Source organism: Lacticaseibacillus camelliae DSM 22697 = JCM 13995 (assembly GCF_001311195.1).
GTDB classification, from domain to species: Bacteria; Bacillota; Bacilli; order Lactobacillales; family Lactobacillaceae; genus Lacticaseibacillus; species Lacticaseibacillus camelliae.
This window is the reverse complement of the sequence record NZ_BBAJ01000013.1, coordinates 11816-24756: the sequence shown is the minus strand read 5'-3', so window position 1 is coordinate 24756 and position 12941 is coordinate 11816. Positions and strand designations below refer to the sequence as shown.

At 54.3% G+C, this 12941-nt stretch carries 13 protein-coding genes and 3 pseudogenes; 10 read left to right on the top strand and 6 right to left on the bottom strand.

Annotated features, from left to right (window positions below; all coding sequences use genetic code 11):
- Positions 1–138: 138 nt before the first annotated feature.
- From JCM13995_RS03890 to JCM13995_RS03870, 4 genes and pseudogenes are all read right to left on the bottom strand, one after another.
- On the bottom strand, positions 139–858 hold the full coding sequence (locus JCM13995_RS03890) for an alpha/beta hydrolase (protein WP_054662684.1): 720 nt from the start codon (positions 856–858) through the stop codon (positions 139–141).
- Positions 859–871: 13 nt separating this feature from the next.
- The gene (locus JCM13995_RS03885) at positions 872–1681 is read right to left on the bottom strand and encodes a PTS system mannose/fructose/sorbose family transporter subunit IID (RefSeq protein ID WP_054662681.1); all 810 of its coding nucleotides are present in this window, start codon (positions 1679–1681) and stop codon (positions 872–874) included.
- A gap of 18 nt (positions 1682–1699) precedes the next feature.
- Positions 1700–2480, bottom strand: a pseudogene (locus tag JCM13995_RS18000) (PTS mannose/fructose/sorbose/N-acetylgalactosamine transporter subunit IIC).
- A 35-nt stretch (positions 2481–2515) separates the two neighbouring features.
- Positions 2516–2998, bottom strand: a complete 483-nt coding sequence (locus tag JCM13995_RS03870; RefSeq protein WP_054662673.1) for a PTS sugar transporter subunit IIB — start codon at positions 2996–2998, stop codon at positions 2516–2518.
- Between the two features lie 241 nt (positions 2999–3239).
- Between JCM13995_RS03870 and JCM13995_RS15655 the strand changes: the two genes are divergently transcribed.
- The 4 genes from JCM13995_RS15655 to JCM13995_RS03860 all read left to right on the top strand — a co-directional run bounded on the left by JCM13995_RS15655 (position 3240) and on the right by JCM13995_RS03860 (position 6450).
- Entirely contained in the window at positions 3240–3509 is a 270-nt protein-coding gene (locus JCM13995_RS15655) for a hypothetical protein (protein WP_225350704.1), read from the top strand.
- Positions 3451–4287: a sigma 54-interacting transcriptional regulator gene (locus tag JCM13995_RS15650; RefSeq protein ID WP_225350703.1), complete on the top strand. Its 837-nt coding sequence runs from the start codon at positions 3451–3453 to the stop codon at positions 4285–4287. Before JCM13995_RS15655 ends, JCM13995_RS15650 begins: the two co-directional genes overlap by 59 nt.
- Positions 4284–5981 carry a PRD domain-containing protein gene (locus JCM13995_RS15645; RefSeq protein ID WP_225350702.1) on the top strand — a complete coding sequence of 566 codons (1698 nt, stop codon included), beginning with the start codon at positions 4284–4286 and terminating at the stop codon, positions 5979–5981. The genes JCM13995_RS15650 and JCM13995_RS15645 overlap by 4 nt, the downstream gene beginning before the upstream one ends.
- Before the next feature lie 82 nt (positions 5982–6063).
- Positions 6064–6450, top strand: a complete 387-nt coding sequence (locus JCM13995_RS03860; RefSeq protein ID WP_054662669.1) for a PTS sugar transporter subunit IIA — start codon at positions 6064–6066, stop codon at positions 6448–6450.
- A gap of 520 nt (positions 6451–6970) precedes the next feature.
- Here JCM13995_RS03860 and JCM13995_RS03855 read toward each other — a convergent pair.
- Positions 6971–7573 carry a TetR/AcrR family transcriptional regulator gene (locus tag JCM13995_RS03855; RefSeq protein WP_054662666.1) on the bottom strand — a complete coding sequence of 201 codons (603 nt, stop codon included), beginning with the start codon at positions 7571–7573 and terminating at the stop codon, positions 6971–6973.
- Positions 7574–7703: 130 nt separating this feature from the next.
- Here JCM13995_RS03855 and JCM13995_RS03850 point away from each other — a divergent pair, with 130 nt between their 5' ends.
- From JCM13995_RS03850 to JCM13995_RS15150, 6 genes and pseudogenes are all read left to right on the top strand, one after another.
- Positions 7704–8714 carry an NAD(P)H-dependent flavin oxidoreductase gene (locus JCM13995_RS03850; RefSeq protein WP_054662663.1) on the top strand — a complete coding sequence of 337 codons (1011 nt, stop codon included), beginning with the start codon at positions 7704–7706 and terminating at the stop codon, positions 8712–8714.
- A 195-nt stretch (positions 8715–8909) separates the two neighbouring features.
- Positions 8910–9878, top strand: a complete 969-nt coding sequence (locus JCM13995_RS03845; RefSeq protein ID WP_202813290.1) for an alpha/beta hydrolase — start codon at positions 8910–8912, stop codon at positions 9876–9878.
- Between the two features lie 181 nt (positions 9879–10059).
- Positions 10060–10367, top strand: a pseudogene (locus JCM13995_RS15640) (GNAT family N-acetyltransferase); the annotation flags it as partial.
- 117 nt (positions 10368–10484) lie between these two features.
- Complete coding sequence (locus JCM13995_RS03840; RefSeq protein WP_225350705.1) at positions 10485–10898, top strand: GNAT family N-acetyltransferase; 414 nt, start codon at positions 10485–10487, stop codon at positions 10896–10898.
- Positions 10892–11131 carry a sterol carrier protein domain-containing protein gene (locus JCM13995_RS03835; RefSeq protein WP_054662657.1) on the top strand — a complete coding sequence of 80 codons (240 nt, stop codon included), beginning with the start codon at positions 10892–10894 and terminating at the stop codon, positions 11129–11131. Before JCM13995_RS03840 ends, JCM13995_RS03835 begins: the two co-directional genes overlap by 7 nt.
- Positions 11132–11424: 293 nt before the next feature.
- Positions 11425–11586 carry a hypothetical protein gene (locus JCM13995_RS15150; protein WP_164506147.1) on the top strand — a complete coding sequence of 54 codons (162 nt, stop codon included), beginning with the start codon at positions 11425–11427 and terminating at the stop codon, positions 11584–11586.
- A gap of 171 nt (positions 11587–11757) precedes the next feature.
- On the opposite strand, the pseudogene JCM13995_RS03830 reads toward JCM13995_RS15150, so the two are convergent.
- Positions 11758–12816: pseudogene (locus JCM13995_RS03830) on the bottom strand (amidohydrolase family protein).
- Between the last annotated feature and the right edge of the window lie 125 nt (positions 12817–12941).

The window sequence follows — 12941 nt, the reverse complement described above, 5'->3', positions numbered from 1 at the left end:
ATACTTTCACCTCCTGGATAAAATCGCCCACGTGCTTGAATAAGCAAGCAAAATGCCAGATTGTGTCGATTTTATGCCAGTCGGGCGCGAAATTTTGGCGAAAAAAATCGCGGTCCCCAAAACCGCGATTCTTTTCAGTTAGTGCCAGATGGTTTGAATGAAATCCACCAGTGCCGGCCGCCACAGCGAGAAGTCATGAAACCCTTGCTGCTGCTTATAGGTCACCGTTCCCGGGGCGATCTCATCAACGGCCTGTTTGAACGCTCGTGTGTGCGCATCGAGCGGGTCAGCGTCGCCGCAGTACAGATGGGTCGCTGGCACCGGCCCGCCGGCGGTTTGGCGCTGCTGAAACAGATAAACGGCATCGTTCTCGCTGCCTTCAAGGCCCTTGACGAAGACGTGCTTGAAGACGGGATCATCGCGGTGGCGCTTATAGAAGATGAACGCCGGTGAAAAGCCGCCGATTTGGCTGTAGTAGGGAAATTGCAGCCCCAGCTTGACCGCGCCATATCCGCCCATTGAGTAGCCTGCGATGGCCGTGTTGAGGTAAGTGAAGCGCAGGTTAAACGTGGCCCTCATTGCTTGGTAGAACTGCTCGCCGACCGCCACACCGTAGTCTTCGCCGTCCATGTGGTCCGTGTAGAAACTGTTTTCGCCGGTGGGGCAGAAGAACGCGATATTGTGCTGATTGGCGAGGTCTGGCAGGGGCGTGTTCACGAGCCAGGTCTTTTCGTTGGCGTTCACGCCGTGCAACAGGAACATGATGTGCGTCTCGGGTGACAACTGTTTGGGTAGCACCGCGACATAATCCTGATGACGAGAGAGTGCAGTTGCAAAATAACTTCCTTCGATGATCATGTGCGTTCTGCCCCTAAATCATGATTCCTAAGCCGCCGAGCACCGCAGAGATCACGATGACGCCAATCAGCAGTGCGGTCGTGGAGACCTTCTTCTTCCGGAGCAGCCAAATCATCAGCCAGATGATGAGCAGGGGCACGATGCCCTTGAGGATCCCGTCCAGGGTGTCCTGCAGTTTGAACGGCACACCGCCAAACTTGGTGTTGACCGTGAACTTTAGGGGCACGTTGAGGAAACTCATGGCGCCGATCATGATCAGACCCAGCATGGAGCAACCTTTAGTGATGGAGGTGAGGAGCCCACTTTCTTGGGCTTCAGAAATGTAGTTCGCCCCAACCTTGTAACCTAAGACGCCGCCGTAGTAACGAACGAAGTAGTACGGCAGGTGGAACAGCAGCAGGAAGAGAATCGGCCCCAGGACGTTGCCCTGAGTGGCCAGTCCCAAAGCAATCCCGGTCGTGATGACACGCCAGGTGCCGGTAAAGAACGAATCGCCCAAGCCGGCCAGTGGTCCCATCAAGCCGACTTTGAGGCCCTGCACACTTTCTTCGATGTTATCAACGGGCTTTTCCGCGTTCTGTTTCTCCATGGAGTAGACGATCCCTTGAAGGAACGGCAGGAAAACAGGGTTGGTGTTGAAGTACTGCATGTGCCGGGTAAGTGCGGCGTAGTAGTCGTCGTCATTTTTGTAAAGCTTGCGCAGCAGCGGCATCATGGTCCAGCCGAAACCTGGTCCCTGCATCCGGACATAGGTCATTTCACCCATGACAGTGAAGCCGCGCCAGAAGATGCTGTGAATGTTTTTCTTGTCTTCAGTGGTCAAAGTCGTATTTTTTTGTACTCACGATAAGAAGTCCTCCATTTCTTTGGAGCCAGTCTTCCCGGTGTCGCCGGTGGCCGGTCCGCTAGGGTTATTCTTGTTGTTCTTACGCTTGCTGAAGTCGGTCAGGACGTAGTAAACCGCGATTGCCGCCCCAAGAACGGCAATCGGCATGGTGCCGAGGTTCAGGTAAGCAGCCAGGATGAAACCAATGAAGAAGAACGGGATCAATTGCTTATCCCACATCGAGTTGACCAGGATCGCCATCCTAAGGCTGGCAGTGCAGCGGACATGGCAGTCAAGGCGTTGTTGACGAAGCCCGGCATGCTGTCCATCAGGCTCTTAACGGGTTCAACGCCGACCATCATGATCACGAACGCCATGATCGCATAAACGGTAGGTAGAAGATGATGGCGAAGTAGTGAGCGGCGGTGAAAAGCTTATCATTGTGGTTTGCAACGGCGCGGTCTTCGAAGTCAACGACAAAGTTGAAGAAGACACCGGCAATCAGGTTGAAGAGTAACACCGCGAGTAAGCCGATCGGGATGGATAACGCGACGGCCGCCGAGGTGCCCTTGCCTAGCAAGATCCCGAAGGCAGTGCCGAACACCCCAGCAGAGGCGACATCGGAAGGTACTGAACCACCAACGCTGAAGGTGCCCAAGAAGACGGCCTCGATTGCTGCCCCCATTAGAACGCCTTCGCGCAAGTCCCCAAGCGCCAACCCAACGAGAGGGCCGATCCAGATCGGCCGGATCTGAATGTTGAAGAAACCCCAGTCGAGGAATTTGGTGAGGAACATGATAATGGCAATTAGTAAGGCTTGAATAACCATGTTTAAGCTCCTTTGCTAATGAGTTTGTCGAATGCAATCAGTTGCTGATCAGGTACAATTTGGTAATTGAGGGTGATGCCTGAATCCTCGATGGCCTGCAGGTCGGCGACGTCTTGGTCGCTCAGCCGCAGGTTATCCGTGTACTGTTTCTTTTCTTCTGCCTTACCGACCCGGCCGAAGTTGCCGATGTTGACCCGTGGGATCCCGGAGACGATTTCCGTGACGAAGCGCGCGTCTTGCGGATTATTCACGACGATCAAGCTGTCGAGTTGCTGGATCCGCGGATCGGCAAACAGGACCTTGGCGTTTTCGCGCGTCAACACAATTGCTTTCATGGTGTCAGGGGTCGCCATTTTCAAGGAGGCCGTCTGAATCGGATCATTTGCTGCCTTATCGTTCACGACAATGATCCGACTGACGCCAAGGTTTCGGCTCCAGATCAGTGCGACCTGACCGTGGATCAGGCGTTCGTCAATGCGTAACATTTTTATCAATAAGATCACCTCATCTTTTTTTCTGCAGAATTTGGAACTTAGGCCTTCACCGTTGAATAAGCAACTATGGTGCCAGTAATTGGCGAATAAGACGTGAACCGTGGTTTGACGGGGCTGGCGAAGACATTTATAAAAGCGCCTTCAGGAAATTCTTGTGAACCAGTGAATAAATGGTATGATGTTTTCGACAGAACAGACACGATTCTATAATGTGTCGAAGGAGGCGCACTCAATGGGGGTTCATGAAGTTGGGGCACAAGTGCGGCAGTTGACCGAGGCGGCCTCAAGCTTGGCCGACCTGACCGCGATCACGACGGAAGCAATTGCCAGCGCGGTGCACTTGAGCCGTAATACGACCAGTCAGTACCTGAATGAGTTGCTCAAAGCGCACCAGGTCTTGCAGATCAAGTCACGGCCGACGTATTTTGCCGACCACGAGGCGTTTGCGGCGCAGTTTTTTTGTCCCCAAGCTGGACGTTTACCCATCACTAGCCGCCCTTGAACACGAGCAAACGGCGAGAAATAATGTCTTCAAGTCATTCATCGGCAGCGACCAAAGCATGAAGGAGGACATTGACCGCATTATTACCGCCTTGGCATACCCACCCAACGGATTGCCGTTTATTCTCTCCGGGAGCACCGGGGTCGGCAAAAGCTATTTGGCTAAGCTGTCGTATGAGTACTGCGTGCAGGAAGGCATCCTAAAAGCGCACGCGCCATTTCTAACGCTTAACTGCGCGCAGTATTACCACAATCCGGAACTGCTTTCGAGCAACCTGTTCGGCTACGTCAAGGGCAGCTTCACCGGGGCTGTCAGTGACATGAAGGGGATGCTGGAGGCGGCCGATGGTGGGATCTTGTTCCTAGATGAGTGCCATCGCTTGGATCCGGAAAGCCAGGAGAAGCTTTTCTCGTTCATGGATACCGGGACGTTCCAGCGCATGGGGGACACCAGTGCCATTCGCAGATCAAACGTCCGCCTTGTCTTTGCGACGACCGAGGATCTGCAGGAGACTTTCCTCCAGACGTTCATGCGGCGGATTCCAATCGCGGTGACCGTGCCGAATCTCAACGACCGGTCCAAAATCGAGCTGCGGACGCATATCTACCAGGCGTTCATCAATGAGCCAAACGGCTCGATATGCAGATCACGGTCAGCCCGTGGATCATCAACCGCCTGTACAATCACACCTACAAAGCCAATGTTGGTGAGCTGCGATCGGATGTGCGGATTCTTTGCGCCCGCGTTTTCTCCCAGTCAGACAGCAAGCAGGCCATGACGATCGCCACTGAGAATATCGGCAACGGCTTGCTGACCAATTTGCTGGCCGTCAACGAGCAGGAGACGATTGTCCAAGAGCCGGTGGTTTTCACCCCCAAAAGCGTGCTGTCGGATTACCTGAAAGCCTGGCATGACGACAATACGCTGGTGAAGGAGCTGATTCAGAAATTCTTACGGCTGGAAAATGACTACCAGACCCAGCAGATCACACCGGATGTCGTGAAGCAACAACTGGCCCGAGAAACGGCCGCGCTGATGGAACAGATGGTCCACCAAGACAAGCGTTTCGAAAACGAGTCGCTGAAGTACCTGACGGCGGTGATTCAGAAGCTGTTTGACTACTTGAATTCAAGCTTTTTTGTGAAAATTAAAGGCAACGCCGTCGTCACCATTGCTAATTTTCTGTATCGCAAGCACGACTTTGAACTGACCTTGACTCCGGCTAACGAGGCCAAAATTGAGCACCTGCTGGCGCTGCTGACCGAACACGCGACAGTCGAAAATCAGCTGCTAAAGGCGTTCTTGGACCTGGTCCGGACCCAGCTGGACTTTCGGCTGGATGCCCTGAACCGGCTACTTTTGCTGAGCTACCTGGTCAGCCTTGAGCTGAATGCTGAAGAAACTGGGCAGCACGCCTTGATCTTGGCCCATGGGTTTTCGACCGCCAGTTCAATCGCGGATGTCACCAACCAGTTTCTCAATGGCAAGGTTTTTGATGCGTACGACATGCCGCTGACGGTGTCTGTCGATCAGGTCAAAAGTTTTCTGGTCGATTACGTCAAAAAGTATGATTGTCACAAAGGGCTGATCGTGTTGGTTGACATGGGTTCCCTGATGGTGCTGCCGGAGACCCTGAGCGACTTGCTGACCGGGCCGCTGCTCCTGATCAATAATGTGTCGACGCAAGAGGCGCTTTACGTTGGCGAAATGATCCAGCAGGACGCGGGCATCGATGAGATTGGGCGCCGAGTGCAGGATAAATTGTTGCCACAGTACAAGCTAACTTACCCGGTGATCGAGAAGACACCAATGATCGTCACGACCTGCCACACCGGGGTGGGGTCCGCACGCCAAATCGAGGCGTTGTTAGAACACAGCATTCCGGCTTCCGTGAATTATAAAGTGGAGTCTGTCGACTACGCCTTTTTGCTCAAATATCAGCGGGAAGCGCCGATGTTTAAGCAATACGACGTGGTCGCAATCGTGGGCACCAACGATCCGAAACTACCGGACGTGCCCTTCATCTCACTGGAGATGCTCTTTTCAAACAAGGGGACCGAGGTTGTGCAGCAGTTGTTTCCGACAATTACGGACGCTGAGGAGCTGGCCTCGATCAATGACAAACTCATCCAGAATCTCTCCCTGGAGCGGCTGCTTTCGGCGGTGACGATCCTAGACGTTCATAAGGTGATCAAAATCGTTGGTAAAATGATTGAGCGGCTGGAGGACAGCGCGAAAATCCATCTTTCCAATAATCAGCGGGCGACTCTGTACGTGCACATCTCGGCGTTGATCGAGCGTCTGATTCGCAATGACAAGCCGTTGGAGTATGCGCATGTGACCGATGTTGAGCCACGGGTCCAGGGGCTGGCCCAACTGCGCCGCGCGTTATCCGAGATCGAAACCACTTATGGCGTGACAGTTCCCGAGGGGGAGCTGAATTATCTCTACGACATTGTGTTTACGGACTAGCGTTGCCTTTGCCATAGTTCGACAGTCCCTTGGCATACTCCTTGCTTGTGAAGGGATGAATCAACCTGAAGGAGTCTTATAGATGTCGAGAATAATTCTGGTATCCCACAATCAACTGGCACTGGGGATGAAGGCCGCGGTCGAAATGATTGCGGGGCCTCAGGCCAACTTAGAGGCACACGGGTTAATGCCTGGTGAACTGCCTGACGCGATCATCGCCAACCTGCGCCAAACGATCACTGCGGATCAAGACGTGGTCATTTTGGCAGATATTGTCGGCGGGTCAATGTGCAACGCCGCGATGGCACTGCTCGACCTGCCGAATGTCCGGCTGGTCGGTGGGATGAATCTGGCCTTAGTGCTGCAACTGGTCTTGGCCTCTCCAACTGATCCGGTGCCGCTGAGTAAAGCCATTAAGAATGCTAAAAAAAGACGTTCGCGAGGTGGTCCTGGACCTCGATGCGGATGATGATTTTTTCTGAGCCGATGGCACCCTTTGTTTTCCCTGATGGATCAGGTGACCAATGCGACTCACGAAAAGCCTGTCAGAAATTGATCTGGCAGGCTTTTTGCGTACGCGCATGATGTTCTCCTGAAAAGGTTTGCAGCCAACCAAAGAGGAACATGTATCCTGTTGGAGGGCGGCCGCTGTTGAGTTTGCGGTGCGAGCTTGTGATGGGCTGTGTAGACCGGGGTCATGGTGTAACGGCAACCACTGCCGCGACTAATCTGACCGGTGATGGTCATGGCATTGCGGCGCTGAGAGAGATTATCGCCTTCGATACCGGTGGGGTAGGGATTCTATGATGTGATCATGCCCGGTGATTGTCGGGGTAAGGTTGGCAATGTTTCACGGGAAACATTGATAGGGTATCTCTCCTGCTTTCTTTCGCGTTTCGGGTCTAGCTATGGGATGGCCAGGCCTTTTTGATGGGTAAAGTGCCGCGGCCAGAATAGCGAGACACGAGCGTGATGCCAATGGGGTAGTGCTACCCCTTCTGCGATGCCGTTGTCAGGTAAGCGGTACTCGTGTTGATGGTCGGCTGATGAAGCGCCAGCAGCGTTTGCTCTGCCATGGCCGGTGTCACCTCAGGGTCGCTGAGCCAGCTGGCGATGAAGCCGGCAACCGCAGCGGCCAGATACGCGGCGTTGAGACGGTTGACCGGCGTGTCGGCGACTTTGGATAACGAGCGGTCGCCGGCTATCACTTGCGCGTAAATTACGTCTGTCAGCTGTTTTTGGAAGGTCCCGTCGTCCTTGGCGAATAGGCGCTGGAGAGTTTCCTGCTGATTGGTGACACCTGCAATGATGCCTTCAACGTATTGGCGCGTCCGGTTGGCGTCGATCTGCGCCAGGTCCGTATCGGTGGTGTGGAAGGCCCCAGAGATTTCGTCTAGGACCTCGCCGATGATGTGATCTTTTAGCGTCTCGAGGTCGGGGTAATGCTGGTAAAAAGTATTGCGTGCACACTGGGCCAGGGTGCACAGCTGACTGACCGTAATGGTGCGGCAGTCGTGCTCGGCCAGCAGCGCCAGGTAGGCCTGTTTCAAGTTGGTTTCGGTTTTGCGGTAACGCAGATCGTTTTTATTCATGATTTTTCCTCTTACCGGACAGTATACCCTTTAAGTGACACTTAACGCACAGAAAACCCTACTTTGCCAGTTGAAGCCCGTCATGGCGCTTTGTATAGTGAGGTTAGATAACGAAAGGTGAGGATAAAACATGAATCGAGTCGCATCAATTCTAGGCATCAAGTATCCATTCGTCCAAGGCGCTATGTCGTGGCTGACGGATGCCAAGTTTGTCGCCGCCGTCAGCAATGCCGGGGGAATGGGCATTCTCGGCCCCAACGCCGGCGCGCACACGGTGACGCCTAGCGCCGATGAAACCGCTGAGCGCATGCGCGAACAGGTCAAGCAGACCCAGGCGCTGACCGACAAACCGTTTGCCGTCACGCTGATCGTGGCCGGTGGCGACACATCGATTTTCACGAAGAAAATTCTGGACGTCGTCATCGAAGAACACGTGCCGGCCGTGCTACTGAACTCGCTCGGCGGCGTGTCCAGCGACACTTACGGCGTCGACCCGGCAACCATGAAGACGCTCAAGGACCACGGTATTAAAACCATCGTGCGCTCCCTGCAGCCGTCGATCGAGGACGCCCAGGCCGTCGAAAAGCAGGGCGCGGACGTGTACGTGGCGACTGGCTTTGACGAAGGCGGCACCATGCCCGGCGGCGAGATCGGTTCGTTTGCTATCATGCCGATGATCGCCGACGCCGTGAAAATTCCGGTGTTGCTGGCCGGCGGGATCGCCGATGCGCGCACTGTCAACGCGGCCTTTGCGCTGGGCGCGGAAGGGGTCTACGTTGGTTCTCGCCTGATCCCGACAACGGAAAATCCAGCTGCGGAGAACGTCAAGCAGCTGATCGTGGATTCAAACGCCGAGGACCTGACCCTGTTCCGGACGCTGCCAGACTACTACCGGTCTTTGCCGACCAAGTTGGTTGACCAGCTGGCCGAAAACGACCGCACGCTGCCGGCAGCCGAAGCCAAAAAGGCCAACGCCAAGCTGATGGGCGGCACCAGCGGCATGCGGATTGGCATGCTGGATGGTGACCTGGAGCGCGGCTATGTGTCCGTGGGCACTGGCATCTCAATGGTGCACAGCATTCAGCCAGTCAAGGAAGTCATCGATGAGATGATGGCCGATTACGACGAAAACGCGAAGTAGTCTTTTCCCGCAGCACGACTGAGCTGCGGCCATCAAAAAAACACGTCTGAGGTTTCGCATGCACTTGGTGTGCGAGCTGTCCGGCGTGTTTTTTTACGTTTTGGCGCGGCTGGTCTGAACATGCAGTTTCTTGATCACCGCCACAGTATTAGTCAGTGATAGTATAGAAAAGGATCGTCAGCAGAGGTGAGCGTTTTGGCACACATTAAAAACAATCAGATTCACCCGGATGTGCGGAAATTAGGGGTAGTGGTCCGCAAGTTGGTGCCAGAGATGAGTGCGAAATTTTTCCGCCGTGGGAACTGGTTCATGAGACACTTCGCCCAAAGGCATTTTCCCAAGGACATGAACGTGACTGAGCACTGGGCGCAGCGCCCAGATGGCAGTCGCCTGCGGATCATCGTTGCCCAGCCGATGCAGCCCAAACCGCTGGCGACTGGCGTGCTTTGGCTTCACGGCGGCGGCTACGCAATGGAGATACCGGAAATTGACCTGTCGTATGCCCGGCACGTGCAAGCCGTGAGCAATGCCGTCGTCGTCATGCCCGATTATCGCCTGTCTACGGAAGCCCCGTACCCGGCGGCGCTTGACGATGCTTATTTAGCGTTGAGGTGGATGAATGATCATCATGCGGCGCTCGGCATCAATCCTGAGCAGTTGTTTGTCGCTGGCGAAAGTGCCGGTGGCGGCTTGACCGCTGCCCTCACGCTGTATGCCCGCGACCAGGGCGAGATTCCCATTGCCTTTCAGATGCCGCTTTACCCGATGCTGGATGATCGGCCAACCGCGTCTTCTGCGGAAAACGATGCGCCGATTTGGAATACGAAGAGCAACGCCAACGCTTGGCGGCTGTACCTGGGGGCGGCTTATCGCACCGATCACGTTTCGCCGTACGCTGCCCCGGCGAGAGCCACGGACTATCGCAATCTGCCACCGACGTACACGTTTGTCGGTACGATCGAGCCGTTTTACCAAGAAACGTTGACCTACATTAAGCATTTGCAGGATGCCGGCGTTGCCGCGCACTGCGACGTTTACGATGGCTGGTTTCACGGCGTCGACATTGTGGCGCCTAAGACCGCGATTGCGAAGAAGGCCACGGCTGCCTGGCAGGCCGCGTTCAAAGCGGCGACTGAGAAGTACTATTGGCGGCATGATGGGTAGCGCCGGCGCACTCAGAAAACATTTCCAGTGGCTCAGCCGGACAGCTACCGGCAAATTGAGTGCGGATGCTTACGGGCGTCCGTTTTTTTGTGCGACGGAGCAAAGCTTCAACTACAATGAACGAGAAAATAGAAGCAAAACTAAACGAGAATATTAACTTCATTGTGTCTGGGAGGGCTGTATGACTATTAGAGAACTACACGACAGCGACGACGCAGAGTACCGACAGCTGCTTAAATATGCTTTTGACTGGTCGATGGATGACGATGAGGAAAAAGCAAATATCATGGAATTTCAGCATGCCAGCGCCTGGGGTATTGGCGAACCGCTGGTCAGTGCGCTCACCGCGATTCATCTTGATGTTCGGATGGGAGAAACAACTTTTAAGATGGCCGGCGTCAGCGACGTTGCTTCATATCCCGAAGCCAGTGGGCAGGCAATATTGAATTGCTCATGCGGCGAGCGCTGGATACACTTGTTGATCAAGGGTTTACACTCGCGTATCTCATGCCGTTTTCAGCGCCTTTTTATCGGCGATTCGGGTTTGAGGATGCCATCACAGAGACCACCAATGAGGTCAAAACGGCGCGGCTGCCGAAGGTGAAGATGCCGGCGGGCGTTGAGGTGCGCCGTGAGGCATGGGCGACCGCGATTCCTACGCTCAAGACGGTGTATGATCGAAACCCGGCAACCCGGCGCGGTGGTTTAGTGCGCCAAAAATGGTGGTGGCAGCTGCGCCCGTTGCGTGATACTGGGCTGCAGGCCGCAGTCGCATACCGTGATGGGAATGCCAGTGGCTACCTAATCTACAAACGAGCCGACGACGAGTTTAGTGTCGATGAATGCTTCTATGATGATGCTGAGACTGCTCAGGTGCTGGTCGCATTTGCTTTCGCCCACCGCAATACGGTCAAGACCTATATCTACCGCACTCCCGATGCCGGTTGGCTGGGAGATTTATTGCCGGAGCCGGGCGCACTAACCAGCACGACGCGTGCGTTTGGATGGTGCGAGTGCTGAACGTGCAGGATTTTCTGCAGCGCTACCCGTACACCACGAATGACCTCGGCCCGATTGTGATTGGGCTTAGTGATGAGTTTATGCCGGTCAACTCAGGCTCATGGCGACTGGCGATTGAGGGCGGGCGAGTCTTCGTTGAACGCACCGATGCCGAGCCCCAGGTCCAGATCGCTGGCCAGCAGCTGGTTAAGGGTAGCTTGGCGTCCGCTCGTTTGAGAAACTGGCCTGGCTAGGGCAGGTTCATGGCGATCCTCAGAAAATCACTGAGTTGAGTCGGGCCTTTACCTCACGTCAGACGCTGTTCTTTGATTATATTTAAGCTGATGGCGGCCACGCAAAAAACGTCGGGATAAGGGTAGCTGGGCCTGATCTCGACGTCCTTATGCACCAGTCTCGTAGTTGAGGAAGGAGAACTGAAGGCTCTCATCGAGGCTTTTGTTGCGTCGGCGAGGATAACTCTTTTCATGGTGCGAGTTGATAAAGAATTATGATAAGCTTTGAGCACATACGTGAAAGGAGATACCCGATGAAAAACTTGCAGGCTGGCGGCTTCCTCTTCGTGGGCGGCGCCATCATTATGACGGTCACTCAGTTCGGCAAAGTCGTTCCCATCATCGGCGGGGTGTGCGCGCTGCTCGGCGCAGGCATGCTGATCTATTATCTGTTTAGCAACGAAGGCAAGTATTAAAAGTACAAGCTTGACGAGAAAATACTAGTTTCACTCAGGCGGTCCTTTGGGGTCGCCTGTTTTCTTGTGAGGCCTGGGCAGACTGAGCAGCTGGGTGTCATCAACAAGGGTACACCATCGTGGAAGTCTTAACCCTGCTTAGTCGGGGATGCTATTGTCTAATAAGTATGCTTACAGGCCAAGCAGCGTTTTCGCATTGTCGGTCAAAATCTCCTTCTTCAGCGTTGGCGTCAGGATCTCGGCACCGTTCATCATTTTGATGACCATGTCCAGCAGGGTTGGGATTTCGGCGAGTTTTTTTGTGCTTGGCGTAAAAGTGATCAAAACGGTGAGCGGTTTGCACCAGCTTCATCTTGCGGCTTGCTTTCTTATCGTCGGCATCAACGATTATGCTGAGCAGCTGACTGGAAAGCCCCAGTTCAGTGTAGGGTATGTCGCTGCCGTAGAGAATGTGTTGCTCATCTGCGAGCGTCAGCAGCATTGGCAGTTGCCGGGGAAAAACCGCGCCCGCAGTGTCAAAGTAGACGTGCTTCATGGCCGCGAACAGGTCTGTCTGGTATTGCGCTTTTACGAACGTCTCGTCGCGGTCGGCAAGAATCCCGAGAAAAGCCCCGGCATGAGGGACAATCAGCTTGATGTCGGGAAAACGGTCAAAGAAATGGTATTCAAGCAAGTTCATGAAGGTCATCGTCGTGTCGATGAAAAACCCCATCAAGGGGGTAGGTAGGTCGATATTGACGTTTTTAGGCAGGTCTGAGGCTGATTTGGGTGCATCGCGACGACCGCTTTGGCCGCGTTTAATTGCGCATAGACCTCGTCAAATATGGGCGACCCAAAATAGATGCCGCGAGTATTAGTCGGGACAGTGAAGCCTCGGGCATGATGGGCGAGGGCCCAGTTCACCTCAGTCACTGCATCGTTGACATACGGCAGCGGCAGTGAGGCCAGGTAGCCCAGCTGATCCGGGTGGGCAATGGTCAAGCGCTCGCCTTCTTCGTTGGCCTTGCGCGCGATTTCCAGTGTCTCCTGCCGATCGCCAAAGTTGAAGTGTGGCGAAGACAGCGACAGCACCGAGTAGCTAATATTATTCTTCTTCATGAAGTCCAAGGTCGTTGCCGGTGTCCAATCAGGAGTCGCCCAGCCGTCTGGATTACCTGGGATATGGCGTTTTAATGCCTCAGTGTAGATCTTGGGTAGGTAGTGCGTGTGAACATCGATAATACCAGTCATCAGAACATCTCCAAATTTTTTATCAACACCGCGTCTATTTCAAACCCATCGTAGGACGGTTCACGGGTCCGGGCAATGACCATCTTTCTATAAAGTGTTGAGTTCACTGTCACAATTGGGTAGGC